Origin of the sequence: Rhizobium redzepovicii (genome assembly GCF_019793435.1) — a bacterium.
In the GTDB taxonomy this organism is placed as follows: domain Bacteria; phylum Pseudomonadota; class Alphaproteobacteria; order Rhizobiales; family Rhizobiaceae; genus Rhizobium; species Rhizobium redzepovicii.
In genome coordinates this window covers 1-24,625 of the sequence record NZ_JAILYH010000036.1, presented here as the reverse complement: position 1 = coordinate 24,625, position 24,625 = coordinate 1, and the positions used below count along the sequence as shown (strand labels likewise).

24 protein-coding genes, 1 pseudogene and 1 riboswitch are annotated in these 24,625 nt (G+C 61.1%); of the genes and pseudogenes, 8 read left to right on the top strand and 17 right to left on the bottom strand.

Annotation, left to right across the window (positions count from 1 at the left end; all coding sequences use genetic code 11):
• Nucleotides 1-8: 8 nt before the first annotated feature.
• Nucleotides 9-485 (top strand): chemotaxis protein CheW, encoded by a 477-nt coding sequence (locus K6N12_RS32760; protein ID WP_003567163.1) that lies wholly within the window; start codon nucleotides 9-11, stop codon nucleotides 483-485.
• Nucleotides 486-773: 288 nt separating this feature from the next.
• On the top strand, nucleotides 774-2,552 hold the full coding sequence (locus K6N12_RS32755) for a methyl-accepting chemotaxis protein (RefSeq protein WP_097624868.1): 1,779 nt from the start codon (nucleotides 774-776) through the stop codon (nucleotides 2,550-2,552).
• A gap of 84 nt (nucleotides 2,553-2,636) precedes the next feature.
• On the opposite strand, the gene K6N12_RS32750 is transcribed toward K6N12_RS32755, so the two are convergent.
• The 10 genes from K6N12_RS32750 to soxR all read right to left on the bottom strand — a co-directional run bounded on the left by K6N12_RS32750 (nucleotide 2,637) and on the right by soxR (nucleotide 13,450).
• Nucleotides 2,637-4,295 (bottom strand): OFA family MFS transporter, encoded by a 1,659-nt coding sequence (locus tag K6N12_RS32750; protein WP_097624869.1) that lies wholly within the window; start codon nucleotides 4,293-4,295, stop codon nucleotides 2,637-2,639.
• 181 nt (nucleotides 4,296-4,476) lie between these two features.
• Nucleotides 4,477-4,722 carry a formate dehydrogenase subunit delta gene (locus tag K6N12_RS32745; RefSeq protein ID WP_097624870.1) on the bottom strand — a complete coding sequence of 82 codons (246 nt, stop codon included), beginning with the start codon at nucleotides 4,720-4,722 and terminating at the stop codon, nucleotides 4,477-4,479.
• A complete protein-coding gene (fdhD, locus tag K6N12_RS32740) occupies nucleotides 4,712-5,536 on the bottom strand; it encodes a formate dehydrogenase accessory sulfurtransferase FdhD (protein WP_097624871.1) in 825 nt (274 codons plus the stop codon). The genes K6N12_RS32745 and fdhD overlap by 11 nt, the downstream gene beginning before the upstream one ends.
• A 37-nt stretch (nucleotides 5,537-5,573) precedes the next feature.
• On the bottom strand, nucleotides 5,574-8,453 hold the full coding sequence (gene fdhF / locus K6N12_RS32735; protein ID WP_097624872.1) for a formate dehydrogenase subunit alpha: 2,880 nt from the start codon (nucleotides 8,451-8,453) through the stop codon (nucleotides 5,574-5,576).
• Nucleotides 8,454-8,513: 60 nt separating this feature from the next.
• Complete coding sequence (locus tag K6N12_RS32730; protein ID WP_131711720.1) at nucleotides 8,514-10,070, bottom strand: formate dehydrogenase beta subunit; 1,557 nt, start codon at nucleotides 10,068-10,070, stop codon at nucleotides 8,514-8,516.
• A complete protein-coding gene (locus K6N12_RS32725; RefSeq protein ID WP_097624874.1) occupies nucleotides 10,067-10,546 on the bottom strand; it encodes a formate dehydrogenase subunit gamma in 480 nt (159 codons plus the stop codon). The genes K6N12_RS32730 and K6N12_RS32725 overlap by 4 nt, the downstream gene beginning before the upstream one ends.
• 132 nt (nucleotides 10,547-10,678) lie before the next feature.
• The gene (locus tag K6N12_RS32720) at nucleotides 10,679-11,572 is read right to left on the bottom strand and encodes a LysR family transcriptional regulator (protein ID WP_003582744.1); all 894 of its coding nucleotides are present in this window, start codon (nucleotides 11,570-11,572) and stop codon (nucleotides 10,679-10,681) included.
• Nucleotides 11,573-11,662: 90 nt separating this feature from the next.
• On the bottom strand, nucleotides 11,663-12,004 hold the full coding sequence (locus K6N12_RS32715) for an ArsR/SmtB family transcription factor (protein WP_131711719.1): 342 nt from the start codon (nucleotides 12,002-12,004) through the stop codon (nucleotides 11,663-11,665).
• 103 nt (nucleotides 12,005-12,107) lie between these two features.
• Nucleotides 12,108-12,878, bottom strand: coding sequence for an SDR family NAD(P)-dependent oxidoreductase (locus K6N12_RS32710; RefSeq protein WP_097624876.1), 771 nt, complete (start codon nucleotides 12,876-12,878; stop codon nucleotides 12,108-12,110).
• Between the two features lie 95 nt (nucleotides 12,879-12,973).
• Complete coding sequence (gene soxR / locus K6N12_RS32705; protein WP_097624877.1) at nucleotides 12,974-13,450, bottom strand: redox-sensitive transcriptional activator SoxR; 477 nt, start codon at nucleotides 13,448-13,450, stop codon at nucleotides 12,974-12,976.
• A 290-nt stretch (nucleotides 13,451-13,740) separates the two neighbouring features.
• A riboswitch (TPP riboswitch) is annotated at nucleotides 13,741-13,854 on the top strand.
• Here soxR and K6N12_RS34715 point away from each other — a divergent pair.
• The 6 genes and pseudogenes from K6N12_RS34715 to K6N12_RS32675 form a co-directional block, all read left to right on the top strand.
• Nucleotides 13,845-13,961, top strand: a pseudogene (locus tag K6N12_RS34715) (YkoF family thiamine/hydroxymethylpyrimidine-binding protein); the annotation flags it as partial. Its footprint overlaps the riboswitch before it by 10 nt.
• An 11-nt stretch (nucleotides 13,962-13,972) precedes the next feature.
• On the top strand, nucleotides 13,973-14,779 hold the full coding sequence (locus tag K6N12_RS32695) for an ABC transporter permease (protein WP_131711718.1): 807 nt from the start codon (nucleotides 13,973-13,975) through the stop codon (nucleotides 14,777-14,779).
• Nucleotides 14,776-15,588: an ABC transporter ATP-binding protein gene (locus K6N12_RS32690; RefSeq protein ID WP_097624879.1), complete on the top strand. Its 813-nt coding sequence runs from the start codon at nucleotides 14,776-14,778 to the stop codon at nucleotides 15,586-15,588. Before K6N12_RS32695 ends, K6N12_RS32690 begins: the two co-directional genes overlap by 4 nt.
• A gap of 63 nt (nucleotides 15,589-15,651) precedes the next feature.
• Nucleotides 15,652-16,662 (top strand): ABC transporter substrate-binding protein, encoded by a 1,011-nt coding sequence (locus K6N12_RS32685; RefSeq protein WP_097624880.1) that lies wholly within the window; start codon nucleotides 15,652-15,654, stop codon nucleotides 16,660-16,662.
• 67 nt (nucleotides 16,663-16,729) lie between these two features.
• Nucleotides 16,730-17,950 carry an acyltransferase family protein gene (locus tag K6N12_RS32680; RefSeq protein ID WP_097624881.1) on the top strand — a complete coding sequence of 407 codons (1,221 nt, stop codon included), beginning with the start codon at nucleotides 16,730-16,732 and terminating at the stop codon, nucleotides 17,948-17,950.
• Nucleotides 17,951-18,117: 167 nt separating this feature from the next.
• Nucleotides 18,118-18,855: a sugar transferase gene (locus K6N12_RS32675; RefSeq protein ID WP_097624882.1), complete on the top strand. Its 738-nt coding sequence runs from the start codon at nucleotides 18,118-18,120 to the stop codon at nucleotides 18,853-18,855.
• 139 nt (nucleotides 18,856-18,994) lie between these two features.
• Here K6N12_RS32675 and K6N12_RS32670 read toward each other — a convergent pair whose 3' ends face one another.
• The 7 genes from K6N12_RS32670 to K6N12_RS32640 form a co-directional block, all read right to left on the bottom strand.
• Entirely contained in the window at nucleotides 18,995-19,402 is a 408-nt protein-coding gene (locus tag K6N12_RS32670) for a F0F1 ATP synthase subunit epsilon (RefSeq protein WP_097624883.1), read from the bottom strand.
• Nucleotides 19,402-19,641 (bottom strand): hypothetical protein, encoded by a 240-nt coding sequence (locus K6N12_RS32665; RefSeq protein ID WP_071093262.1) that lies wholly within the window; start codon nucleotides 19,639-19,641, stop codon nucleotides 19,402-19,404. Before K6N12_RS32665 ends, K6N12_RS32670 begins: the two co-directional genes overlap by 1 nt.
• A complete protein-coding gene (gene atpD, locus K6N12_RS32660) occupies nucleotides 19,641-21,077 on the bottom strand; it encodes a F0F1 ATP synthase subunit beta (RefSeq protein ID WP_097624884.1) in 1,437 nt (478 codons plus the stop codon). Before atpD ends, K6N12_RS32665 begins: the two co-directional genes overlap by 1 nt.
• A gap of 23 nt (nucleotides 21,078-21,100) precedes the next feature.
• Nucleotides 21,101-21,985, bottom strand: coding sequence for a F0F1 ATP synthase subunit gamma (locus K6N12_RS32655; RefSeq protein WP_097624885.1), 885 nt, complete (start codon nucleotides 21,983-21,985; stop codon nucleotides 21,101-21,103).
• A gap of 28 nt (nucleotides 21,986-22,013) precedes the next feature.
• Nucleotides 22,014-23,543 carry a F0F1 ATP synthase subunit alpha gene (atpA, locus tag K6N12_RS32650; protein WP_097624886.1) on the bottom strand — a complete coding sequence of 510 codons (1,530 nt, stop codon included), beginning with the start codon at nucleotides 23,541-23,543 and terminating at the stop codon, nucleotides 22,014-22,016.
• A complete protein-coding gene (locus K6N12_RS32645; protein WP_017966273.1) occupies nucleotides 23,543-24,109 on the bottom strand; it encodes a F0F1 ATP synthase subunit delta in 567 nt (188 codons plus the stop codon). The genes atpA and K6N12_RS32645 overlap by 1 nt, the downstream gene beginning before the upstream one ends.
• Nucleotides 24,110-24,364: 255 nt before the next feature.
• Nucleotides 24,365-24,625 (bottom strand): DUF4345 domain-containing protein (locus tag K6N12_RS32640; RefSeq protein ID WP_222149154.1); only part of this gene is annotated, 261 nt, incomplete at its 5' end.

Below are 24,625 nucleotides of genomic sequence, written 5' to 3'. Positions count from 1 at the left end.
AGAATTCTATGACCACGATCAATTCCACTAGCTTCAGCGGCGATACGCTCGAAATCATTGCCTTCCGCCTGCATGATCAGGAATTCTGCGTCAAGACCACGACCATTCGCGAAATTCGCGGCTGGGCGCCGTCGACGCCGATCCCGCATGCGCCGGCCGATGTCATCGGCGTCATGAACCTGCGCGGCTCGGTCATCCCGATTATCGATCTTGCCTATAAGCTCGGCATGAAGAGCACCGTCGCCAACGAACGCAGCGCCATTGTCGTCGCCGAAGTTCACAGCATGGTCATCGGCATGCTCGTCGACCGCGTCTCGGATATTCTCACCATCTCCTCCAGCCAGGTCCAACCGGTGCCCGAAGTGACAGCCTCCTTCGACCGCGCCTATTGCGAAGGCATCATCGCCTCGGAAAATGGCATGATCTGCTTCCTGAACCTTGCCAAGATGTTCAAGGAAAACGAGACGGATGAACTAGCGGCCTGATCGCCATCAAGCAATTCGAAGAGTTGAAAACCGCCCGTCCCGGGCGGTTTTTTGCGCGTCTGAGGTAAATCGCCGCGTTCATCCGTATCACATCATATTATTAGCAATAGCTTTTATACGCTAAATTAACCACGCTCCCTCAGTATGGTCGTGAAGCATACGGATGATAAGTCTCCGGTATAGAGGAGTGATAACCGGAGACCGGTTGTCCCCTGCACCGGCATACCTCGCCAGCCCCTTCGCTTCTCCAGCCGAACAGCGCAAGCTGTGCATCTCAAAGGGACAAGAATGTTTGGTCTAGCCTCCGATTCGAAATACATTCTTGACGCCATCTCCAAGTCGCAGGCGATCATCGAATTCGATCTCAACGGCAATATTCTCACGGCGAACGAGAATTTCTGCAAAGCGCTTGGTTATCGCCTCAACGAGATCGTCGGCAAGCACCACAGCATGTTCTGCGAGCCGGCCTATGCGGCGACGCCCGAATATCGCGCCTTCTGGGCGCGGCTCGGACGCGGCGAATATGACGCCGGCGCCTATAAGCGCTTCGCCAAAGGCAATAGGGAAATATGGATCCAGGCGTCCTATAATCCCGTTTCCAAAGGCGGAAAGCCGTTCAAGGTGGTGAAATTCGCCGCCGATATCACAGCCGCGAAGAAGCAGGCGGTCGAGGATTCCGGTAAGCTTGAGGCGATCTCGCGCTCGCAGGCGGTAATCGAATTTACCCCAAAGGGCGAGATCCTGACCGCGAACGAGAATTTCTGCCAGGCCATGGGATATTCGCTGGCCGAAATCGCCGGCAAACATCACAGCATGTTCTGCGACCCGGCCCACACCCGCACGGAGGAATACAGCAGCTTCTGGCAGCGTCTTGGCAATGGCGAATTCATTGCCAACGAATTCGTCCGCTTCGGCAAAGGCGGCCGCGAAATCTGGATCCAGGCAGCTTATAACCCGATCGTCGATGCCAACGGCAAAGTCTACAAAGTCGTGAAGTTCGCAACCGACGTCACCCAGCGAATGAGCGCGATCTCCCTGCTCGGCGGCGCGCTGCGCCAGCTTTCCGAAGGTGATCTGACGAAGACGGTGGATACGCCCTTCGTCCCCTCGATGGAGCAGTTGCGGCACGACTTCAACACCGCGGTCAAAGGTCTTGCCGATACGATGAAGACCATCGGCGAGAATGCCATTGCGATCGCCGCCGGGTCGAGCGAGATCGGTACATCGGCGGACTCCTTTTCCAAGCGTACGGAACAGCAAGCCGCGTCGATCGAAGAGACCGCTGCCGCGCTGGAGGAGATCACCACCACCGTTAACGATTCCAGCCGCCGCGCCGATGAGGCGGGCCGCCTTGTCGCTGTGACAAAGCAGGGCGCCGAGCAGTCGGGCGTCGTGGTCCGCAACGCCGTCGCCGCCATGGACCAGATCGAGCAGTCCTCGCGCGAAATCACCAATATCATCGGTGTCATCGACGATATTGCCTTCCAGACCAATCTCCTGGCGCTGAATGCCGGCGTCGAAGCCGCCCGCGCCGGCGAAGCCGGCAAGGGTTTTGCAGTGGTGGCCCAGGAAGTCCGCGAGCTCGCCCAGCGCTCCGCCAAGGCCGCCAAGGAGATCAAGGCGCTGATCAATACGTCGAGCGACCTCGTCAAGAACGGCGTCGGCCTCGTCGGCCAGACAGGTAAGGCGCTCGAGGAGATCGTCACCCAGGTCGGCGATATCAACGGCAATGTCGTCGCCATCGTCGAAGCCTCACGGGAACAGGCAACCGGTCTCAAGGAAATCAACCAGGCGGTCAATTCGCTCGACCAGGCAACCCAGCAGAATGCCGCCATGGTCGAGGAGAGCACCGCCGCCAGCCACAGCCTGGCAACGGAAGCCGAAACGCTGCGGGTCCTGCTGGCACGATTCCGACTGCCCGGTCAGACCCGCACCCAGGCCGGGCCTCAAACCGCCGGCAGGCTGGAAGCGAGACAGGCAGGCTCGCCGGCGCTGCATCTCGTTTCGCGTGTCGGCAAGGCGCACGGCGCTGCCGCTGCAACCGCGCGGAGCTGGGAAGAGTTCTGAGCCACACCCCATAGCTCGCGATTATTTCTGCGTAGCGAGGAAGAAGCGCGCCGCATGAGGCCCATGCGGCGCGCTTTGATATCTTTACCCGAACAGCGCGAAGGTCGCCTTCAGCGTTACCCAGACACCCCAGAGCAGCGGAATGCCGACGACGGCCCAGGCAAGCATCGCCTTGGCGTCCAGCCCACCCGTGCCGATGCCGAAGGAGCCGGTCGGCCCGGCATTGACGGCCGCCGACTTCGCCTGCAGCGCAGCGACCTCACCATCGGACATGAACCATTTGTCCGAAAGCGGCCTGATCAGTGAATTGGCAACAAGGCCGAGGGCCAGCATGCCGGCGAGGATGTACATCGTGCCGGTATAGAGGCTCGGACCGGGAGCAACGCCGGCGGCGATCTGCGCTTCGCGGATATAGTTGACGACGACGGGACCGACGATGCCAGCCGTTGCCCAGGCCGTCAGTAGCCGCCCGTGGATGGCGCCGACGAATTGCGTGCCGAAAATATCGGCGAGATAGGCCGGGATGGTCGAAAAACCACCGCCATACATCGACAGAATGACGCCGAAGGCGAGAACGAACAGCGCCTTGTTGCCCATACCGGCGAGGCTAGGCGCCAGCGCATAAAGCGCGATGCCGATGATGAAGAAGCAGTAATAGGTGTTCTTGCGGCCGATCTTGTCGGAGAGCGACGCCCAGAAGAACCGCCCGCCGATATTGAAGAGCGACAGCAGGCCGGCAAAACCCGCGGCGATCGTGGCGATCGACGCCTTCTGGCCGGCGTCGAGCTGCGCGAAACCGACATCCGGCAGGCCGATCAGCGAGCCGGCGAAGATTTCCTGCAGCATCGGCGACGCCATGCCGAGAACCCCGATGCCGGCCGAAACGTTGAGGCAGAGCACCGCCCAGATCAGCCAGAACTGCTTTGTCTTGTGAGCATCGCGCAGATGCACATGTTTGGTCGTGATCATCGTGCTCTTGGCCGCGGGCGGCGTCCAGCCTTCCGGCCGCCAGCCGGCCGGCGGAATGCGATAGCCGAAGGCGCCGCCCATCATGAAGACGAAATAGATGACCGCCATGACGATGAAGGTCTGCCAGACCCCGACCGAGGTATCGGTCTTGAAGGCATTCATCAGCAAGTTGGCAAGCGGAGCGCCGATCATCGCGCCGCCGCCGAAGCCCATGATCGCCATGCCGGTCGCCATGCCGCGCCGGTCGGGAAACCATTTGATCAGCGTCGAGACCGGCGAGATGTAGCCGAGCCCGAGACCGATGCCGCCGATGACACCGGCGCCGAGCCACATGAGCCAGAGCTGATGGGTGATGACACCGACAGCGGCAAGCACGATGCCGCCGCACCAGCAGCAGGCGGAAACGACGCCCGCCTTGCGCGGACCGGCCCGCTCCAGCCAGCCGCCCCAGATGGCGGCCGACGAGCCCAGCAGAACGAAGAACAGCGTATAGATCCAGCCGAGGTCGGCAACGCGCCAGTCGCAGGTGGTGGTAAACAGCGCCGAGGCGAGTGTCAGATCGGGGCAAGCGGTCGGGGCGGTCATCCCGAGCGACTTCGACAGCGGCAACCAGAAGACGCTGAAACCATAAGCCATGCCGATGCAGAGATGGATGGCGAGCGCGGCCGGCGGCACCAGCCACCTGTTAAAACCGGGTTTCGCGACGATCCTTTCACGATCGAGCAGGCCCGAGCCTGCCACCGCTCCGTCCGTACGTGTTTCCGCTGCAGTCATGAACAACTCCTCCTTGTTTCAGACCTTGCTGTGATTGGATCGCTGCCGTCTTTTCAGGAGCGCAAAGGACGCTGTACCACTTTAAATTCCATTTTTTCTATTTTAAATCGATTTAAATTCTATCGCTGGCATAGCCGTAGGCAGCAAGCTGCTGCCCTTTCCGGCATGCGCCAACTTCGGATTACCGGATCTGTTGTGCTTCCGGCTCAGGTTTGCGGATCAAGGGAGCGGCCTGCAGCACGAGGGCATCCAGGCCGTTTTCCTCCTTGTTGAGAATTTCGAACAATTGCCGCCGCATACGCGGCTCCCAGAATTTGTTGATATGATTGGCGACCCCTTCCACGGCCTCGCTTGCCGGCTGGCTCTTGAAGAAGGTGGCAATCTGGTTTGCCATATAGACAAGCTTGGTCTTGGTATCATGCGACATCGGCGATGCTTCCAGGCGAGATGCGGTGCGGGTGGGTGAAAATCTCGAAATCCTCGCCGCGCACCAGGGCGACGAGCGTCATGCCGGCCTCTTCGGCCGTTCGGATGGCAAGAGCCGTCGGCGCTGAAATGGCGATGAGCACGGGTGAACCGAGGATCGCCGCCTTCTGCACCATCTCGACCGAGAGCCGGCTGGTCACGGCGACGGCGCCGTTCCGGCCGTTTTCGCCAGCGTCGATGACGGCGCCGCAGAGCTTGTCGAGCGCATTGTGCCGTCCGACATCTTCGCGCACGGCAAGCAATCCCTTGGCCGGAAGATAGAAGCCGGCGCCGTGCACCGCTCGCGTCTCGCGATGCAGCGGCTGCGCTTCGTTCAGCAGCGAAACGGCGCGTACGATATCGGCATGCGACAGCGTCAGCGGCGATGCCGAGACATCCGGCACCGGCCGCACCGCCTGCTCGATCGATTCGATGCCGCAGAGCCCGCAGCCGACCGGCCCCGCCATGCTGCGGCGTCGTGCCCGCAGCCGATCAGCGACGTCGTCGACAAGGCTCACCTGCACATCGATCCCCTGCTCGCCTTCGACGATCTCGATGGCCGCTATCTCGGTGCGTTCGGTGATAATCCCTTCGGTCAGGCTGAAACCGACGGCGAAATCCTCGAGATCATCGGGCGTCGCCATCATCACCGCATGCGAGCTGCCGCCATAGGAAAAGGCGATCGGCACTTCTTCCGGCACGATGCGCGAGCCGGAATGCATGAGGCCGTTGTGGCGGGCGGTTTCGGGAGCACGGGCGGTAGTCTGGAAGGTCATGATGCAAATCCCTTCTTGCCAAACCACCCCCGCATTTTCACTCCGCTGCCTCGAGCTTGCCGGCGATGCGGCGCGATTGCCGTGCCTGCTCGTCATATTCCATCTGCCAGTTGCTCGGCCCGTTGGAGGGCGAAACCTGCACCGCCGTCACCTTATACTCAGGGCAATTCGTCGCCCAGTCGGAAAAGTCGGTGGTGATGACGTTCGCCTGCGTATTAGGATGATGGAAGGTCGTATAGACGACGCCCGGTGCAACACGATCGGTAATCAGCGATCTCAGCGTGGTGTCGCCGGAGCGGCTGACGAGCTTCACCCAGTCGCCATCGCGAATGCCGCGCTGCTCGGCATCATGCGGATGGATTTCCAGCCTGTCTTCCGCATGCCAGACGACATTCTCGGTCCGCCGCGTCTGCGCCCCGACATTGTACTGGCTGAGGATGCGGCCGGTGGTGAGCAGCAGTGGGAAGCGCGGCCCGGTACGCTCGTCGGTCGCCACATATTCGGTGCGGATGAACTTGCCCTTGCCGCGCACGAAGCCGTTGACATGCATGATCGGCGAGCCGAGCGGGTTCTTCTCGTTGCATGGCCACTGCACCGAGCCCATCTTCTCGAGGTAATCGTAGGACACCAGGGCGAAACTCGGCGTCGTTGCGGCAATTTCGTCCATGATTTCAGACGGATGGGCGTAATTCCAGTCGAGCCCCATGGCCTGAGCAAGCTTCTGGGTCACCTCCCAGTCGCCATAGCCGTTGCGCGGCGTCATCACCTTGCGCACCCGGTTGATGCGGCGCTCGGCATTGGTGAAGGTGCCGTCCTTCTCGAGAAAGGTCGAGCCTGGCAGGAAGACATGAGCGTAATTGGCGGTCTCGTTGAGGAACAGATCCTGCACGACGACGCATTCCATCGCCGCAAGGCCGGCCGCGACATGCTTCGTATCGGGATCGGATTGGAGAATATCCTCGCCCTGGACGTAGAGGCCCTTGAAGGAGCCGTCGACCGCCGCGTCCAGCATGTTCGGAATGCGCAGGCCGGGCTCGTTATTGATCTTCACGCCCCAGAGCTTTTCGAAGATATCCCGTGTCGCATCGTCGGAAATGTGCCGGTAGCCCGGCAGTTCGTGCGGGAAGGAACCCATGTCGCAGGAGCCCTGCACGTTGTTCTGGCCGCGCAGCGGATTCACGCCGACGCCGGGACGGCCGATATTGCCGGTCGCCATCGCCAGATTGGCGATGGCGATAACCGTGGTCGAACCCTGGCTGTGTTCGGTGACGCCGAGACCGTAATAGATCGCGCCGTTGCCGCCCTTGGCATAGAGCCTTGCCGCGCCGCGCAGATCCGCTGCCGGCACGCCGGTGAAGATCTCGGTCTGCTCGGGGCTGTGCGCCGGTTCGGCGACGAAGGCGGCCCAGTCCTCGAATTCCGACCAGTCGCAGCGCTCGCGGATGAAGGTCTCGTCATAGAGCCCTTCGGTGACGATCACATGCGCCAGTGCGGTCATGACGGCGACATTGGTGCCGGGCTTCAGCGGCAGATGGTAGGACGCCTCGACATGCGGCGACCGGACGATATCAATGCGGCGCGGATCGATGACGATGAGCTTGGCCCCCTGGCGCAGCCGCTTCTTCAACCGCGAGGCGAATACCGGATGGCCGTCGGTCGGGTTGGCGCCGATGATGACGACGACATCGGACTGTTCGACGCTGTCGAAATTCTGGGTGCCCGCCGAGGTGCCGAAAGCCTGGCCTAGGCCATAGCCGGTCGGCGAGTGGCAGACGCGGGCGCAGGTATCGACATTGTTGTTGCCGAAACCGGCCCGCACCAGCTTCTGCACCAGATAAGTTTCCTCGTTGGTGCAGCGCGAGGAAGTGATGCCGCCGATCGCGTCGCGACCGTATTGATACTGGATGCGGCGGAACTCCGACGCCACATGCGCGAAGGCCTCGTCCCAGCTTACCTCCCGCCAGGGATCGCCGACCTTTTCGCGGATCATCGGGTTGAGGATCCGGTCCTTGTGGGTGGAATAGCCGTAAGCGAAACGGCCCTTGACGCAGGAATGGCCGCGATTGGCCTGGCCGTCCTTCCACGGCACCATGCGCACCAGTTCCTCGCCGCGCATTTCCGCCTTGAAGGAACAGCCGACGCCACAATAGGCGCAGGTGGTGATGGCCGAATGTTCGGGCTGGCCGATCTCGATCACCGACTTTTCCGTCAGCGTCGCCGTCGGGCAGGCCTGTACGCAGGCCCCGCAGGAGACGCATTCGGAATCGATGAAGGCTTCATGCGCACCCGAGGAAACCTTGGAGCCGAAACCACGCCCCTCGATCGTCAGCGCGAAGGTGCCCTGCACCTCTTCGCAGGCGCGCACGCAGCGCGAACAGACGATGCATTTGGAGGGGTCAAAGGTGAAATAGGGATTGGTTTCGTCCTTCGGCGTCCATTTCAGATTGATCTCGCCATGGTTGCGCGCCCTGACGTGGTTGTCGCCGTCATAGCCATAGCGCACGTCGCGCAGCCCGACGGCGCCCGCCATATCCTGCAATTCGCAATCACCGTTGGCTGCACAGGTCAGACAGTCGAGCGGATGGTCGGAGATATAGAGTTCCATCACGCCACGGCGGATATCCTTCAGCCGTCCTGTCTGCGTGTGCACCACCATATTGGCCGCCACCGGCGTCGTGCAGGAGGCCGGCGTACCGTTGCGGCCCTCGATCTCGACGAGACAGAGCCGGCAGGAACCGAAGGCATCGATCATGTCGGTGGCGCAGAGCTTCGGCACCTCGATGCCGGCCTCCATCGAAGCGCGCATGATCGAGGTGCCCTCCGGCACGCTGATCTGCTGCCCATCGATGGTGAGCGTCACCATCACCTCGGATGTAGAAGCGGGAGTGCCGTAGTCGATTTCATGGATGAGAGACATGGTCGGCCTCCTGTACGGAAATGGAATTGAGCAGATCACGGCATGGGGCTTGGAAGATCATCACTCAGCTGCCTCCACCATCGGCGCCGGCGAAAAATCCTCCGGGAAATGCGTCATGGCGCTCATGACGGGATAGGGGGTGAAGCCGCCGAGCGCACAGAGCGAGCCGAATTTCATCGTGTTGCAGAGATCGGCGAGCAGCGCCCGGTTTTTCTCCGGCTCGATACCATGGGCGATCTTGTCGGCCGTCTCGACGCCGCGCGTCGAGCCAATGCGGCAGGGCGTGCACTTGCCGCAGCTTTCGACGGCGCAGAATTCCATGGCGAAGCGCGCCTGCTTCAGCATATCGGCGCTGTCGTCGAAGACGACGAGGCCGGCATGGCCGATCAGCCCGTCCTTGGCGGCGAAAGCTTCGTAGTCGAACGGCGTGTCGAACAATGCCCGAGGGAAATAGGCCCCAAGCGGTCCGCCGACCTGCACGGCCTTGATCGGCCGCCCCGTCGCGGTGCCACCGCCGATTCGGTCGACGATGTCTCCGAGCGAAAGACCGAAGGCCGTTTCGTAAAGACCGGCATATCTGACATTGCCGGCGATCTGCAGCGGAATGGTGCCACGCGAGCGGCCCATGCCGAAATCGCGATAGAAGGCGGCGCCCTTCTCCATGATCACCGGCACGGAGGCGAGCGAGATCACATTGTTGATGACGGTCGGACAGTTGAACAGCCCCTGATGCGCCGGCAGCGGCGGCTTGGCGCGCACGACGCCGCGCTTGCCTTCGAGGCTGTTCAAAAGGGCCGTCTCCTCGCCGCAGACATAGGCACCGGCGCCGGTGCGCACCTCGATATCGAAGGCGCGGCCCGAGCCGAGCACCGACGGGCCGAGTATCCCGGCCTGACGCGCGATGCCGACGGCTTCGGTCATCACTGCGATGGCATGAGGATATTCAGAACGGGTGTAGACGTAGCCTTTGGTCGCTCCGGTGGCGAGGCCGGCTATCGCCATGCCCTCGATCAGCACGAAGGGATCACCCTCCATGATCATCCGGTCGGCAAAGGTGCCGCTGTCACCCTCATCGGCATTGCAGACGATATATTTGCGGTCCCCCGGGGCATCGAGAACAGTCTTCCACTTGATCCCAGTGGGAAAGCCGGCGCCGCCGCGTCCGCGCAGGCCGGAATCGGTGACTTCCTTGACGACTTCGGCGGATGTCATCGAAACGGCCCGGCGAAGGCCGGCCAGGCCGCCATGCGATTCGTAGTCGGCCAACGACAGTGGATCGGTGATGCCGCAGCGGGCGAATGTTAGGCGGGTCTGTTCCTTCAGGAACGGGAGGTCTTCAACCTCCCCGAGACAGAGCGGGTGATCGCCGCCGGTCATCATCCCGGCGTCGAACAATGCAGGCACATCCTTTGCTTTCACCGGTCCGTAACCGATGCGTTTGCCGGCGACCTCGACCTCGACAAGCGGTTCCAGCCAGAACATTCCGCGCGAGCCGTTGCGCACGATCTCGGCACCGAGGCCGCGGGCGGCGATCTCCTGGGCAATCGCCTTTGCCACCTTTTCGGCGCCGAGCGCCAGCGCGGCGGCATCTCGCGGAACATAAATCTTGATGCTCATCGGCGTGCCTCCGCAACGAGTTCCGCCGCCAGCTGATCGTCAACCCGGCCATAGACCTCGCCATCGAGCATCGCCGATGGCGCGCAGGCGCAGAGCCCGAGACAGTAGACCGGCTCCAGCGTCACGCTGCCGTCGAGCATCGTTTGATGAAAATCGATGCCAAGCAGCGTCTTGACGCGCTCGGCCAGCGCATCGCCGCCCATCGACTGACAGGCCTCGGCGCGACAGAGCTTCAGCACATGCCGGCCGGCGGGGTGGTCGCGGTAATCATGATAGAAAGTCACGACGCCATGCACCTCGGAACGGGAGAGGTTCAGTTCCTCCGCGATCACGGGCACGGCTTCCTGCGGGATATAACCGAATTCGTCCTGAACCTCGTGTAGAATGGGAAGCAGCGGCCCTTCGAGGAAGCGAAGATCGGCAATGATCGCACGAGTGCGCGCGGCAATATCGCCTTCGGCGATATAAATGGTCATAAGGTAGCCCTCCCGACGGCTTGCTCGTTGCGGAATGGCGGCCCCTCCAGCCGAGCACCATCCGCCGCAAGCATCTCAGGGAAGCCGCCAGGGATCAATAAAGCTATCCTGTGGAACGATAGTTTTTTTCTATCAGAGTTCTTCATCTCGCACGAGCACCCGCGCTTCATGCAGCAAGGCAGAGACCAGCGGCGTGAAGGGCTCGCGATAGGGCGCGACAAGGCCGACGAGATGATGGGCCTCCGGCTCGACGATCGGAATCATCCGGATTTCCACCGGGAAACCAAAAGACTTGGCGACATTGCGCGGCATGATGCTCGCCCAGCGGCCGGTTCGAACATGCGAGAACAGCACGATCATCGAGTTGGATTCGAGCGTCGGATGCACCGTGGCACCGGCTTCCGTCAGGTGCCGATTGATGATTCGGCGGTTCTGCATGTCGGCGGTCAATAGACAAAGCCGAAGATCGCCGACCTCTTTCCATGTCACATTGTCGCGATCGGAGAGCGGGCTGCCCGCAGCCGTGATCAGATGATAGCGCTCGGCATAGAGCGGAACGCTGGTGACACGGCCGAGCGGCTCGTTTTCGAGATAGGTGATGCCCGCATCGATTTCGAGGTTTTCGAGCATGCTCAGCACCTGCAGCGAATTGCGCGAGACGATCGAGAAGGTGACGCCGGGATGCCGTTCCTGAAAAGGCGTGGTAATGCGCGAAAGCATGGCGAGCGCCGTCGGAATGGCGGCAAGGCGAATGTGGCCGGAAAGGCCGCGGCGGGCGGCGCGCATTTCCTCGCGCATGGTGCGCGCGTCGCCGACGATGCGCCGGGCCCATTCCAGCACGCGCTGCCCCTCCGGCGTCAGCCCTTGAAAACGCGAACCGCGCTGCACCAGCATGACCCCGAGCTGATCCTCGAGCTGCCGGATCGCGGCCGAAAGCGTCGGCTGCGAAATCCCGCACTCCTCCGCAGCGCGGCCGAAATGCTTTTCATTGGCTAGGGCGATGAAGAATTCCAGCTTGTCGATCATCCGGGCTCCCGCGACATTTCGCGTCCGGCCTCATCTTCGACACAGCAACCGTGCTCCGCAAGGGAATGAATCAAGTTAAGGCGACGCGCTTTAACAGTTTTCCGCAGCGGGAAAAAGATCGAACAGAGATTCGAGGAAGGCAAGCACGCTGACATTGCCGATACTGTAATAAACCAGCCTGCCTTGGCGGCGCGTATTGACTAGGCCTTCGAGCCTCAAACGCGCAAGCTGCTGCGAAACCATCGCCTGCTGAATGCCGAGAATATTCTCGATTTCACCGACCGTCCGCTCCTCTTTTGCCAGGATGCAGAGGATCAGCAATCGGGTGTGATGCGCCAAAGCCTTCAGCAGATCGCTCGCTTCATGGGCTTTTCCGGCGAGTATGTGCAAGTCCTGGCCGGTCATCCCCGGCTCCGGTTTAGGCAACGGCATTCGATATCTCGGAAGGGAGGCGATTTGGTAGATCAGAACAATAGCATATTCGCACAAACGAATTGGTCAATAGTGATGAAATGCCAAAAAAGGTCCAAGTAAATCAGCAGATAAGCTGTCCGCCGTTGATCTCGATCACCTGGCCGGTAATGTATCCCGAGAGTAAGGGAGCCGCCAGGAACAGATAGGCGGGAGCGCAATCCTCTGCCGTGCCAAGCCGCTGCAGGGGGATGGATTTCCGGGTCTGCTCCAGCTTTTCTCTGGAGGAATAGCGCTCGTGGAAATCCGTCTCGATCGTTCCCGGCGAGACGCAGTTGACGCGGATGCCATCCGGGGCAAGCTCGCGGGCAAGCGCCTTGGAATAGGTCGCAACGAAGGCTTTCGAGGCCGAATAGATCGACGAGCCGGGGCTGCCACCGGTGAGCGCCGAGATCGAAACGGTGTTGACGACGGCAGCACCCTCGGCCGCCTTCAATGCCGGCAGCAATGCGCGCGTCAGCGCCACTACCGAGGTCTGGTTCAGCCGTATGACCGCTTCATATTCGGCATCGGTCAGCGTCGCAGCGGGAAAACGGCCGAGCATGGTGCCGGCATTGTTGACGAGCACATGCACCCTGTCGAAGAAAGCCAGAACATCGTCGGCAAATTGCACCGCACCGCCGGCGGCAGAGAAATCGGCATGCAGCAGCAGCGCCCGTCTTTCCGATTCAGCCGTCAGCAGGAAATCCGGCAGGTCCCGCCCCGGCTTGCGCCCGGTATGGACGATCACTTTCGCGCCGCAATCCAGAAACTGCCGAGCGACTTCGAGGCCGATGCCGCGGCCGGCGCCGGTGACGACGACATTACGATTTTCAAACAGTCTGGGATGAAACACGAAGCCGTCCTCCTCGGATGCGTCACCTGCCCTTAACATATGAGCACACCGACCGAAAGAAAGGCAGGCATCGATCTTTCCGGGGAGATCCAGGACTAAACAACGAGCTCGTTTTCGGTCTCCAGAAGCCGCGCACCCGGCCCTTCCCTGCCGAGCCGGTCACAGGGATTGCGCAACGGACAGCTTTCGATCGACAGGCAGCCGCAGCCGATGCAGCCGGTCAGGCGGTCGCGCAGCAGACTGAGCCGATTGATTCGTGCGTCGAGATCGTCCTTCCATCGCGCCGACAGCGTCTGCCAATCGGCGACGGTCGGCGTGCGCCCCTGCGGCAGGGACTGGAACGCCGCCTGGATTTCCGAAAGCGGAATGCCGACACGCTGTGCCACCTTGATGATGCCGAGGCGGCGAAGCACATCGCGCCCGTAGCGGCGCTGATTGCCGCGGGAGCGGATGCTCGAGATCAAACCCTTGGTCTCGTAAAAATGCAGCGCCGAGACGGCAAGGCCGCTGCGTTCCGCCACTTCGCCGACAGTCAGGAGCTTTCCGAGCGGCGCTGCCGAAATACCATCCATCGCCTCTTGACCTCAATATTGGTTGAGGTCTTATACCCTTTGCTTCTGCGATCGTAAAGCCCGATCGGGCGCTCCCGCTCTTACTCCGATAAGGGCGCTGGCACCCCTTACGCCGATATTGCCGCCAGAGGCAGCAAGCTGCGGTCCCGTTCCCGGCAGGTACGGGCCCACCGAGGAACACCCGAGCGGGATCCCGCTCGGGTGTTTCCCTCACAACAGAGCTTTTCCGACCGTGCGGACGGGTTCCCAAATTTGCGGTTGCGGGAAGAAAACACGGGTGATAGTTTCCGACGAAATAACAGGGGAGCTCCGTATTGCCGGGGCTGAGATATGAGGCGCTAGCCTCTGGACCCTTTAAAGCTGATCTGGGTAATGCCAGCGGAGCGAGGTTCAGATGTTCTCAGGCGCAGAAGTGTCACTTTATCCGATGTCCGGCAATGTCGTCGGCATCATTCGCGATGCCGTCAAAACGCTCGATCCCTATCGCGGCCGGCTAGGCATCGAGACCGAAATCAAACGCTGATGACATCGCCGCAACCATCGGGTTCGCACCTTTCCGCGCTCCGCGCCGCTCTCTATCGGGGGTTCCCCGCCTTGCTCGCGGGCTGCGCCTTTTTGGCGGCATGGGAACTCTATGTCGATCTTTCCGGCATCAAGCCTTCCATTCTGCCGGCGCCTTCGCGCATCGTTATCCAGGGCTGGCTGAACCGTGAGGCGCTGATATCAAACACCTGGCCGACGCTTGGTGCGACGCTCGGCGGTTTCGCGCTGTCGCTTGCCTTCGCCTTCACCTCTTCGATCCTCATGGATTTCATGCCATTCATGCGCCGGGCATTGCTGCCGATCTTCATCGCCAGCCAGACCCTGCCGCTGGTGGCGATTGCGCCGCTCGTCGTCTTATGGTTCGGTTTCGGCCTTTTGCCGAAGATCCTGCTGGTGGCGCTCGTCACCTTCTTTCCGCTGCTCGTCGCCCTGCTGCAAGGCTATGAATCGACCGACCGCGACATCGCCGAATTGCTGCATTCGATGAAGACGAGCCGCTGGCGCATTTTCCGCCTGGCACGGCTTCCCTCGGCGCTGCCCTATTTCTTCGCCGGCCTGAGGATCTCGATCACCTATGCCGTCGTCGGCGCGATCTTTGCCGAATATGCCGGCGCCGCAAGCGGCCTCGGCATCTATATCCTCAACGCCAAGAACAATTTCCGTCCCGATCTCGTGCTCGCCGCCGTCGTCGTCAGCGCCGTGCTGACCCTTTGCCTGTTCGGCCTAACACTCTTGATAGAGCGCCTCCTTATGCCCTGGCAGCCATCCGGGGAGCGGCGCCGATGAGCGACAAAATGGTCGAACTGCGCAATATCGCGAAATCTTTCGACGGCATGCAGGTACTGGGCGATATTTCGCTCGGCGTCGGGAACGGCGAGTTCGTTTCGATCGTCGGCCCGTCCGGCTCGGGAAAATCGACGGTGCTGCGATTGCTGACGCAGTCGCTTCGACCCGATTCCGGCTCGGTGCTTTTCAATGGCGCGCCGCTTGAGGAAGCGCCGCATTCCTTCGCCTTCATGCCGCAGCGTGATGCGCTGATGCCCTGGCGCCGGATCATCGACAATGCGGCCCTCGGCCTCGAGGTAAAAGGCAAGAGCCGCCGCGCGGCCCGCGCCGCTGTGGCGCCTTTGTTCGAGCGCTTCGGCCTTGCCGGCTTCGAACACCATTATCCGTCCGAACTATCGGGCGGCATGCGCCAGCGCGCCGCTCTGCTGCGCACCGTCGTCCAGACCCAGGACATGCTGCTGCTCGACGAGCCTTTCGGCGCGCTCGACGCGCTGACGCGCACGCAGATCCAGGAGTGGCTGCAGGGCATGTGGACCGAACACCGCTGGACGGCGCTGCTGATCACCCATGATGTCCGCGAGGCGGTGTTCCTCTCCGACCGCATCTATGTGCTTTCGGCCCGCCCGGCGCGCATCATTCGAGAATTCCGCGTTCCCCTGCCCCGCCCCAGAAGCCTTGCCGATCTCGGCTCGCCGGCGGCCCAGGCGATCGAAACCGAAATCCTGCAGACCCTGCTTCATCCGCTGGAACAGGATGATCTTAGGCCGGTCGGCCTAAAATCTGCATCCTGTTCTGAACTAAAGAGTTAGATCATGACGCCGAAAACCGCGCACACTTTCGGCACCATGCTCTAGAGACCTGAGGAGGTCATCATGCTGCTTCTCACCCGTCGCCAGACGATTTTCGCCGCCATCGCGGCAGGCCTTGTCGGCCGCCCGGCCTTCGCCCAGTCGGCGCCCGCAAAGGCTCGCATCGCACTCGACTGGACGCCCAACACCAACCATATCGGCATCTATGTCGCCAAGGCGAAGGGTTTTTATGCCGCCGCGGGCCTCGATGTCGACATTCTACCCTATGCCGATACGAGTGCCGGAACGCTGGTATCGAACGGCGTCGCCGACTTCGGGATCAGCAGCGAGATCGAGGCCATCACGCAGCGCGCCGCCGGCGGTGACGTGAAGATGGTCTACGGCGTCGTCCAGACTGAAACAGCACGCCTGATCTTCAAGGGCGGACGCGACGACATCAAGAGCCCAAGGGATCTCGACGGCAAGACCTATGGCGGATTCGGCGGCACCTGGGAGAGCGCGCTGATCTCCGCGATGATCCGCAACGATGGCGGCAAAGGCGAGGTCAAGACCGTCACGCTCGGCACCTCCGCCTATGAAGCGCTGGACAATGGCTCGATCGATTTCACCCTGGAGATCTATACCTGGGAAGGCGTCGCCGCCGAACTGGAAAACCGGAAGATCGCCCGCTTCCACTATTCCGACTACGGCATTCCCGACGAGCAAACCACGGTCATCGTCTCCAGCGACACCTATCTTTCGGCCAATCGGGAAAATGCCCGCGCTTTCATTCAGGCGACGCGAAAGGGTTATGCCTATTCCGTTGATCATCCCGACGAAGCCTGCGCGCTGCTGATAGCGGAGAGCAACGGCGCGCTGATGAACGCCGAATTGGTGAAAGCTTCGCAAAAGGCATTGATCGAAGGACACTTCCTGAAATCCCAGGCCGGTGTGATCGGCACCCTCGATCCGGCCAAGGCCGATGCTATCGGCGGCTTCCTGGTCGAGAACGGCATTCTGGTCGATGCGAATGGCGCCGCACTCAAGGAGAAGCCGGACTTTTCCACCTATTATACCAACGACCTGCTGGCCTGAGTCCAGCCCTGGCCTTGCCCGCCGCGGCGTTCCGCGGCAAAGTCTTGAGCTATAAGGCGAGGGACAGATGCGACAACAGGAGAGATTGGCCGGAGCGGACTTTCTGCGCGCGACGGCTTGTCTGCTGGTGCTTGCCCACCATCTCGCGCTCCGGCTGGATATGCGCAGAATTCCCGACGAACTGGGAACGACTGCGCAGATCCTCCGCTTCGGCAATTTCGGCGTTGCCATCTTCTTCGTGCTCAGCGGCTTTCTTCTTTCTCATCCCTTCTGGCGCGCGCTCGACGGCGGCGGCGAGATGCCGAGCCTCCGCCATTACACGATCCGCAGGGCGGCGCGTATCGCGCCGGGCTTCTGGGTGGCAGCAACCGTCAGCTTCGTCCTCAGCCTGACACTGCTTGCCCTGCCGCTGACGCCGGAACTCACGCTTCGCTACGTCTCCGGGCTGCTGTTCATGAGCCAGTGGCATTGGCGCACGTTTTTTCCGGTCGAAGCCGACGGCCCGCTCTGGTCCATTCCCTTCGAGGTCACCAGCTATGTGCTCCTGCCGGTCTGCTTTCTCCTGCTGTTTCGTTTGCCTCTCCTCAGGCAGCGTCCGCTGCTTGCCCGCTTGGCCTGGCTTTGCGTCGTCGCAGGCGTCGTCCTCGCCCATCTGCTGATCCTCACCATCTTTCCGCTCGACGACATCGGACGCGGCTGGCAGTACGGCCTGCAGGGTGGGGCGAAAGAGTGGATGCCGAGATATAATCCGATCGGCTTCTTCGCCGTCTTCGCCCTCGGCGCGCTGGCCGCCGGCATCGAGATCATGCTGAGAAGGCGGTCCTCCTTCTGGTTCGATGCCGCAGCGCTGCTCACCCTCGCCGTTGCCGGCTACCGCCTCGTCATATCGCCGGGCGGCACCCCTGAAGCTTACGGCTGGCTCGATATCCCCTATGGCTTCCCGGTCTTTCCGCTGGCAATCGCAACGGCGCTCGTTTCGCTCTGCCATTCGCAACGTCTGGGCAGGCTACTCGACAATGCGCCCGTCCGCTACATCGCAAAGATCTCCTTCGGCATCTATGTCTGGCAGGAGATCATCCTGATATCGATCCAAAGGCTCGACCCTGGTTCGTTCGGCGTCTCCTCGGAAAATGTCGTCACGGGCTGGCTGCAGTCCTGCGGACTGGCGGCAGCGCTCGTCCTTCTCGTCGCCAGCCTCAGCTACCACCTGCTGGAGAAACCGGCGATCGACCTCGGCAACCGACTGACATCATGCCCATCCGATCGGGCTACTCCTTTCAAAGTATAAGCTTTCATTCAACGCAACTACAGGCGTTAAGGTTAACGCGAAATACTCCCATTTTTGGCTTCTTTAGGGTTACGAAATTCTTTTTTATACCGATGACAAACGTTACGTGACGATGTATCTGTCTCCCGGTAGTTCAGTATCGCATCTAAACTTGTGGACCTTGCGTAATGAATGCTTTTACTTCGAAGACGAATTCACGCTTCGATCCGTCTCAGCGTCAGGACAAAACCAAGACCCTGGTTATCGCGAACTCCAACATTCGCCAGCCGGATAGCTTTTCGCCTGTCGAAAGAAAGATGGCTGTACGGCTGGGCGTGAAGCGGCTGTTCGACATTGTCGCCTCAGGCAGCGCCCTCATCGTGCTCGCGCCGTTTTTTCTGGCGATTGCTCTCTTCATCAAACTCGACGATGGCGGCCCGATATTCTTCCGGCAGATCCGCTGGGGACTGAACGGACGGAAGATCACGGTCTTCAAATTCCGCTCGATGCGCACCGACGATTGTGATCCGAGCGGCATTCAGCAGACCGTCAAGGGCGATAGCCGGATGACCGGCATTGGCGCGGTCCTCAGACGGACGAATATCGACGAGCTGCCGCAGCTTTTCAATGTCCTCATGGGCGATATGTCGCTGGTCGGTCCGCGATGCCATGCGATCAACATGCGCGCAGCCGGCAGGCTCTACGAAGAGCTGGTGCCGCACTACCACCAGCGCCACATCATGCGCCCCGGCATCACCGGCCTAGCGCAGACACGCGGCTGGCGGGGCCCGACGGCGCGACCGTTGCAAGCTCGCGCCCGCATTGCCTGCGATATCTATTATGTCAAGAATTTCAGTCTGTTGCTCGACCTGAAGATTCTGCTGAAGACGCTCGTCATCGAGCTGCGTGGCGGCACCGGCTTCTGAGACGATCCGGCGTGGCGGCGAAGGCCGCTTGTTCATTTGAACCCGCCGTCAGACATTGTCCGCCGGATCCCTGGAGACGAGCAGACACAAAAAAGGCGGCTGTTGAGCCGCCTTTTCACTATCGAAAAATCGATTGCGATCAATCCTGCTGGACGACGCCATTCAGATGCGTCAGTTCCATGATGAAGTGCTCGAGTTTCGACTTGCGTTCGTGCAGCTCGGTATCTTCGAGCTCCTTGCGAGCGGCCTCGATGCGGCGGGTCAGTTCGTCTTTGTGGAGTTCCTCGACCGGAACCGCTGATTCGGCAAGCAATGTGCAGCCGGTCGGCAGGATATCGGCAAAACCGCCGAACACGACATAGTCCTGCTTCTTGCCGGAGGCCGAACGCACGCTCACGACACCCGGCTTGATCGTCGTCATCGTCGGCGCATGGTGCGCCATGACGGTCATTTCGCCTTCAGTCGCAGGAATGACGACTTCAGTCACCATCTCCGACAGCAGCAGACGCTCCGGCGAAACGAGCTCAAAGTTGAAATTGTCAGCCATCAGTGACTTACCTTCTCGGCTATGGCTTTCGCATCTTGCAATTGGGTCCCGCAGAACGGGCAGTGCATTATCGCCTGGTCGAGATAGCCGAGGCCTTCCTCGCTCTGAACCAGACCAACCACCATCATCAGCACGCCGTTATCGGCGCGATAGATGGTCGGCGCGGCTGGTTCCGGAAGATCCGCCACGACCCCTTTCAGAGGATCGCAGCAGAATATCTCGTCCAGCGCGTCGCTCATCAAGCAGCTGCGAGCTTCTTGGCCTTTTCGACCGCTTCTTCCATCGAGCCGACCATGTAGAAGGCAGCCTCCGGCAGGTGATCGTATTCGCCGTTGACGAGGCCCTTGAAGCCCTTGATCGTGTCTTCCAGAGCAACCAGCTTGCCCGGCGAGCCGGTGAAGACTTCGGCGACGAAGAACGGCTGCGACAGGAAACGCTCGATCTTGCGGGCGCGGGCAACGGCAATCTTGTCCTCTTCGGACAGTTCGTCCATACCCAGAATGGCGATGATATCCTGCAGGGCCTTGTAGCGCTGCAGCGTCGACTGGACCTTACGGGCGACCTCGTAATGCTCTTCGCCGACGACCATCGGGTCGAGCATGCGCGAGGTGGAGTCGAGCGGATCGACGGCGGGGTAGATGCCCTTTTCGGCGATCGAGCGCGACAGAACCGTCGTCGCGTCAAGATGCGCGAACGAGGTTGCCGGCGCCGGGTCGGTCAAGTCGTCGGCCGGAACGTAAATGGCCTGGACCGAGGTGATCGAGCCGGTCGTCGTCGTGGTGATGCGTTCCTGCATCTGGCCCATGTCGGTTGCGAGCGTGGGCTGATAACCGACGGCCGACGGGATGCGGCCGAGCAGAGCCGACACTTCGGAACCTGCCTGGGTGAAGCGGAAGATGTTGTCGACGAAGAACAGAACGTCCTGACCCTGGTCGCGGAAATGTTCGGCAACCGTCAGGCCGGTCAGAGCGACGCGGGCGCGGGCGCCCGGCGGTTCGTTCATCTGGCCGTAAACCAGCGCGGCCTTCGAGCCTTCGCCGCCGCCATGCTTGTTGACGTTGGATTCGATCATTTCATGGTAGAGGTCGTTGCCTTCACGGGTACGTTCACCGACGCCCGCGAAAACCGAGTAACCACCATGCGCCTTGGCGACGTTGTTGATCAGTTCCATGATCAGGACGGTCTTGCCGACGCCGGCGCCGCCGAACAGACCGATCTTGCCGCCGCGTGCATAGGGCGCCAGAAGGTCGACGACCTTGATGCCGGTGACGAGGATCTGCGCTTCCGTCGACTGCTCGACATAGGACGGCGCATCCTGGTGGATGGCGCGCTTGTGCGCAGTGACGAGCGGGCCAGCTTCGTCGACCGGCTCGCCGATGACGTTCATGATACGGCCGAGCGTCTCGTTGCCGACCGGAACCATGATAGGAGCGCCGGTATCGCTGACTTCCTGGCCGCGCACGAGACCTTCGCTCGAGTCCATCGCAATCGTACGGACTTCATTCTCGCCAAGGTGTTGTGCAACTTCGAGAACCAGACGGACGCCATTGTTGGTGGTTTCCAGCGCGTTCAGGATCTTCGGCAGTTCGCCTTCGAAAGCAACGTCAACGACGGCGCCGATAACCTGTGTGACCCTGCCGACAGAGCCGATCTTGGGGGTAGCTGCCTCAGCCATTTTCTGACCCTCTTTTCCTAGCCTCAGAGCGCTTCCGCGCCCGAAATGATTTCAATGAGTTCCTTGGTGATCTGCGCCTGACGCTGGCGGTTGTAGCTCAGCGTCAGTTTGTTGATCATCTCACCGGCATTACGCGTCGCATTGTCCATGGCGCTCATCTTGGCGCCCATTTCGCCGGCGACGTTCTCGAGGAGCGCGCGGAAGATCTGGACGGAGATGTTGCGCGGGATCAGGTCTTCGAGGATCGAAGCCGGATCCGGCTCATATTCGTAGACCGCGCCGGCATGCGCCGCATCTTCGGCCTGCACTGCGCCCGTCGAAGCCGGGATGAGCTGCTGCGCCGTCGGAATCTGGCTGATCACCGACTTGAACTCGGAATAGAACAGCGTGCAGACGTCAAATTCGCCAGCCTCGTACATCTCGATGATGCGCTTGCCGATCTGGTCCGCATTCTCGAAGCCGATCTTCTTGACGTCGCGCAATTCCTTGCGCTCGATGATCAGCGAAGCATATTCGCGGCGAAGGATGTCGTAACCTTTCTTGCCGACGGTGAAGATCTTCACTGTCTTGCCCTCGGCAACCAGCTTGCGCACATGCTCGCGGGCGAATCGGGCGATCTGCGAGTTGAAGCCGCCGCAAAGACCGCGTTCGGCCGTGCAGACCACCAGCAGATGAACCTGGTCCTTGCCGGTCCCGGTCATCAGTGTCGGCGCGCCGTCCGCATCGGTAACGGCCTTGGCGATGTTCGCCAGCACCGCACCCATGCGCTGCGAATAAGGCCGGGCGGCCTCGGCCGCCTCCTGCGCACGCCGAAGCTTCGCCGCGGCGACCATTTTCATCGCCTTGGTGATCTTCTGCGTCGCCTTGACGGAGGCGATCCGGTTTTTCAGATCCTTAAGTGAAGGCATCCGTGATCCGTCCTAACTTAGGGCCTGATTACGCGAAAGACTTTGCGAAGCTATCGAGAGCAGCAGTGAGCTTGCCCCTGGTATCATCGCTGATTGCCTTTTCCGTGCGGATCGCGTCGAGGATGGCGGAGCCCTCCGAACGCAGATAAGAGAGGAAGCCCTGTTCGAACTTGCCGACCGAAGCAACCGGCAGCTTGTCGAGAAAGCCGTTGACGCCAGCGAAGATCACCGCGACCTGCTCTTCCGTCTTCAGCGGCGAGAACTGCGGCTGCTTGAGAAGTTCGGTCAGGCGTGCACCGCGGTTCAACAGGCGCTGTGTCGCAGCATCGAGGTCCGAACCGAACTGGGCGAAGGCGGCCATTTCGCGATACTGGGCGAGCTCGCCCTTGATCGAACCGGCAACCTGCTTCATCGCCTTGATCTGCGCCGACGAACCGACGCGGGAAACCGACAGACCGACGTTCACGGCCGGGCGGATACCCTGGTAGAACAGGTCGGTTTCAAGGAAGATCTGGCCGTCGGTGATCGAGATGACGTTGGTCGGAATGAAGGCCGACACGTCGTTGCCCTGCGTTTCGATGACCGGAAGAGCGGTCAGCGAACCGGCGCCCTGGTCGTCGTTCATTTTCGCAGCGCGCTCGAGCAGCCGCGAGTGGAGGTAGAAAACGTCGCCCGGATAGGCTTCGCGGCCCGGCGGGCGGCGCAGCAGCAGTGACATCTGGCGGTAGGAAACGGCCTGCTTCGACAGGTCGTCGTAACCGATCAGCGCATGCATGCCGTTGTCGCGGAAATATTCGCCCATCGCGCAGCCGGCAAACGGAGCCAGATACTGCATCGGCGCCGGATCGGAAGCGGTCGCCGCGACAATGATCGAATACTTCAGCGCGCCGCGCTCTTCGAGCACCTTGACGAACTGGGCAACGGTCGAGCGCTTCTGGCCGATGGCGACGTAGACGCAGTAAAGCTTCTCGCCTTCCGGGCCGTTGTCGTGAATGGCCTTCTGGTTGAGGAAGGCATCGAGAAGAATAGCGGTCTTGCCTGTCTGGCGGTCGCCGATGACCAGCTCGCGCTGGCCGCGGCCGACCGGGATCAGCGCGTCAATGGCCTTGAGGCCGGTCGACATCGGCTCATGAACCGACTTGCGCGGAATAATGCCGGGAGCCTTGACGTCGACGCGCGAACGGCGCGTCGCGTTGATCGGGCCCTTGCCGTCGATCGGGTTGCCGAGCGCGTCGACGACGCGGCCGAGCAGTTCCGGACCGACCGGGACGTCGACGATGGCGCCGGTCCGCTTGACGGTGTCGCCTTCCTTGATGTCGCGGTCGGAGCCGAAGATGACGACGCCGACATTATCGGATTCGAGATTCAGCGCCATGCCGCGGATGCCGCCCGGGAACTCGACCATTTCACCGGCCTGGACATTGTCCAGACCGTAGACGCGGGCGATACCGTCACCGACGGAGAGAACCTGGCCGACTTCCGAGACCTCTGCCTCTTTGCCGAAATTTTTGATCTGGTCTTTGAGAATTGCGGAAATTTCCGCGGCGCGGATATCCATCAGCCAACCTCTTTCAATGCGAGCTTAAGAGTGGAGAGTTTGGTACGAAGAGACGTATCAATCTGGCGGGACCCGACCTTGACGATCAGACCACCAAGAATTGACGGATCAACCGTGACGGCAATCGTCACGTCTTTGCCGGTAACGCTCTTGAGTGCCACCTTCAATTCGGTTTCCTGCGCTTGCGAAAGCGCATGCGCCGAGGTGACCTCGGCGGAGATTTCACCGCGATGGTTCGCGGCGATGATGCGGAAGGCCTTGATCATGCCCGGCAGGGCGAACAGGCGGCGGTTGCGCGCCACGACCTTCAGGAAATTGGCGAAGAAGCCGCTGATTCCGGCCTTCTCGCTGATGGCGACGATCGCCTTCAGCTGGTCCTCGGCGGAAAAAACCGGGCTTGCGACGAAGCGCTTCAGGTCAGCGCTCTCATCCAGCATTGCCTGGAAACGGTCAAGATCGGCGGTTACGCTGTCGACGGCGCCCTGCTCGAGCGCCAGTTCGAAAAGCGACGAGGCATAGCGCTCGGCAACACCAGATGTAAGCTGGGACGTGTCTGCCACTGGCACAAATTTCCCTGATTTCAACCCAAAATCCGGCTCTCGGCGGACGCCGAACCTATGATCTTGAATTCGTTTTGATTTCCCCCAGAAACCACAAGAGAAGCCTCTTGCTTCTTCCGAAATTCGGGGTCCGTCTAACATAGGATGTTCGGACTCGCAACACGCGTAATGCCCGAATACGCCTTTCACATGAATTTCTGTTCGCAAAATTGCGCAACGGCCTGGAAGCCGGCCGGGGAAGCCGTTAGCCGGTCGCGAGAGTCATGTCTGGGTGAAGCCGAATACATAAAGCAGCGGCAGCGCCGCCAAGGCAATTTGCACAACCAGGAGTAAATAGTTGACGAGACTACTCCCCTTATCGGACAGGATCGAGATAATACGGGCAAAGGCCGCCATCGCAAAGGAGGCGCCGAGCGCCATGTAAATCCAGTCCTGGGCGAGCATGATCGCCGACAAGCCAAAGCCGAGATAGAAACCGCCCATCGAGCGCCCCTCCCCATACCCCCCCGGCCGCCCCCCCTG

Excerpts from the sequence above, each read along its gene's own strand:
- K6N12_RS32715 (WP_131711719.1), bottom strand. The coding sequence starts at position 12,004 with ATGCCGTTGCCTAAACCGGAGCCGGGGATGACCGGCCAGGACTTGCAC.
- K6N12_RS32695 (WP_131711718.1), top strand. The coding sequence starts at position 13,973 with ATGACATCGCCGCAACCATCGGGTTCGCACCTTTCCGCGCTCCGCGCC.
- atpA (WP_097624886.1), bottom strand. The coding sequence starts at position 23,543 with ATGGATATCCGCGCCGCGGAAATTTCCGCAATTCTCAAAGACCAGATC.
- K6N12_RS32685 (WP_097624880.1), top strand. The coding sequence starts at position 15,652 with ATGCTGCTTCTCACCCGTCGCCAGACGATTTTCGCCGCCATCGCGGCA.
- K6N12_RS32760 (WP_003567163.1), top strand. The coding sequence starts at position 9 with ATGACCACGATCAATTCCACTAGCTTCAGCGGCGATACGCTCGAAATC.
- K6N12_RS32655 (WP_097624885.1), bottom strand. The coding sequence starts at position 21,985 with ATGCCTTCACTTAAGGATCTGAAAAACCGGATCGCCTCCGTCAAGGCG.
- K6N12_RS32675 (WP_097624882.1), top strand. The coding sequence starts at position 18,118 with ATGAATGCTTTTACTTCGAAGACGAATTCACGCTTCGATCCGTCTCAG.
- K6N12_RS32720 (WP_003582744.1), bottom strand. The coding sequence starts at position 11,572 with ATGATCGACAAGCTGGAATTCTTCATCGCCCTAGCCAATGAAAAGCAT.
- fdhD (WP_097624871.1), bottom strand. The coding sequence starts at position 5,536 with ATGACCTTCCAGACTACCGCCCGTGCTCCCGAAACCGCCCGCCACAAC.
- K6N12_RS32690 (WP_097624879.1), top strand. The coding sequence starts at position 14,776 with ATGAGCGACAAAATGGTCGAACTGCGCAATATCGCGAAATCTTTCGAC.
- K6N12_RS32750 (WP_097624869.1), bottom strand. The coding sequence starts at position 4,295 with ATGACTGCAGCGGAAACACGTACGGACGGAGCGGTGGCAGGCTCGGGC.
- K6N12_RS32680 (WP_097624881.1), top strand. The coding sequence starts at position 16,730 with ATGCGACAACAGGAGAGATTGGCCGGAGCGGACTTTCTGCGCGCGACG.
- soxR (WP_097624877.1), bottom strand. The coding sequence starts at position 13,450 with ATGGATGGTATTTCGGCAGCGCCGCTCGGAAAGCTCCTGACTGTCGGC.
- K6N12_RS32730 (WP_131711720.1), bottom strand. The coding sequence starts at position 10,070 with ATGAGCATCAAGATTTATGTTCCGCGAGATGCCGCCGCGCTGGCGCTC.
- K6N12_RS32755 (WP_097624868.1), top strand. The coding sequence starts at position 774 with ATGTTTGGTCTAGCCTCCGATTCGAAATACATTCTTGACGCCATCTCC.
- atpD (WP_097624884.1), bottom strand. The coding sequence starts at position 21,077 with ATGGCTGAGGCAGCTACCCCCAAGATCGGCTCTGTCGGCAGGGTCACA.
- K6N12_RS32670 (WP_097624883.1), bottom strand. The coding sequence starts at position 19,402 with ATGGCTGACAATTTCAACTTTGAGCTCGTTTCGCCGGAGCGTCTGCTG.
- fdhF (WP_097624872.1), bottom strand. The coding sequence starts at position 8,453 with ATGTCTCTCATCCATGAAATCGACTACGGCACTCCCGCTTCTACATCC.
- K6N12_RS32665 (WP_071093262.1), bottom strand. The coding sequence starts at position 19,641 with ATGAGCGACGCGCTGGACGAGATATTCTGCTGCGATCCTCTGAAAGGG.
- K6N12_RS32725 (WP_097624874.1), bottom strand. The coding sequence starts at position 10,546 with ATGACCATTTATATCGCCGAAGGCGATATTGCCGCGCGCACTCGTGCG.
- K6N12_RS32745 (WP_097624870.1), bottom strand. The coding sequence starts at position 4,722 with ATGTCGCATGATACCAAGACCAAGCTTGTCTATATGGCAAACCAGATT.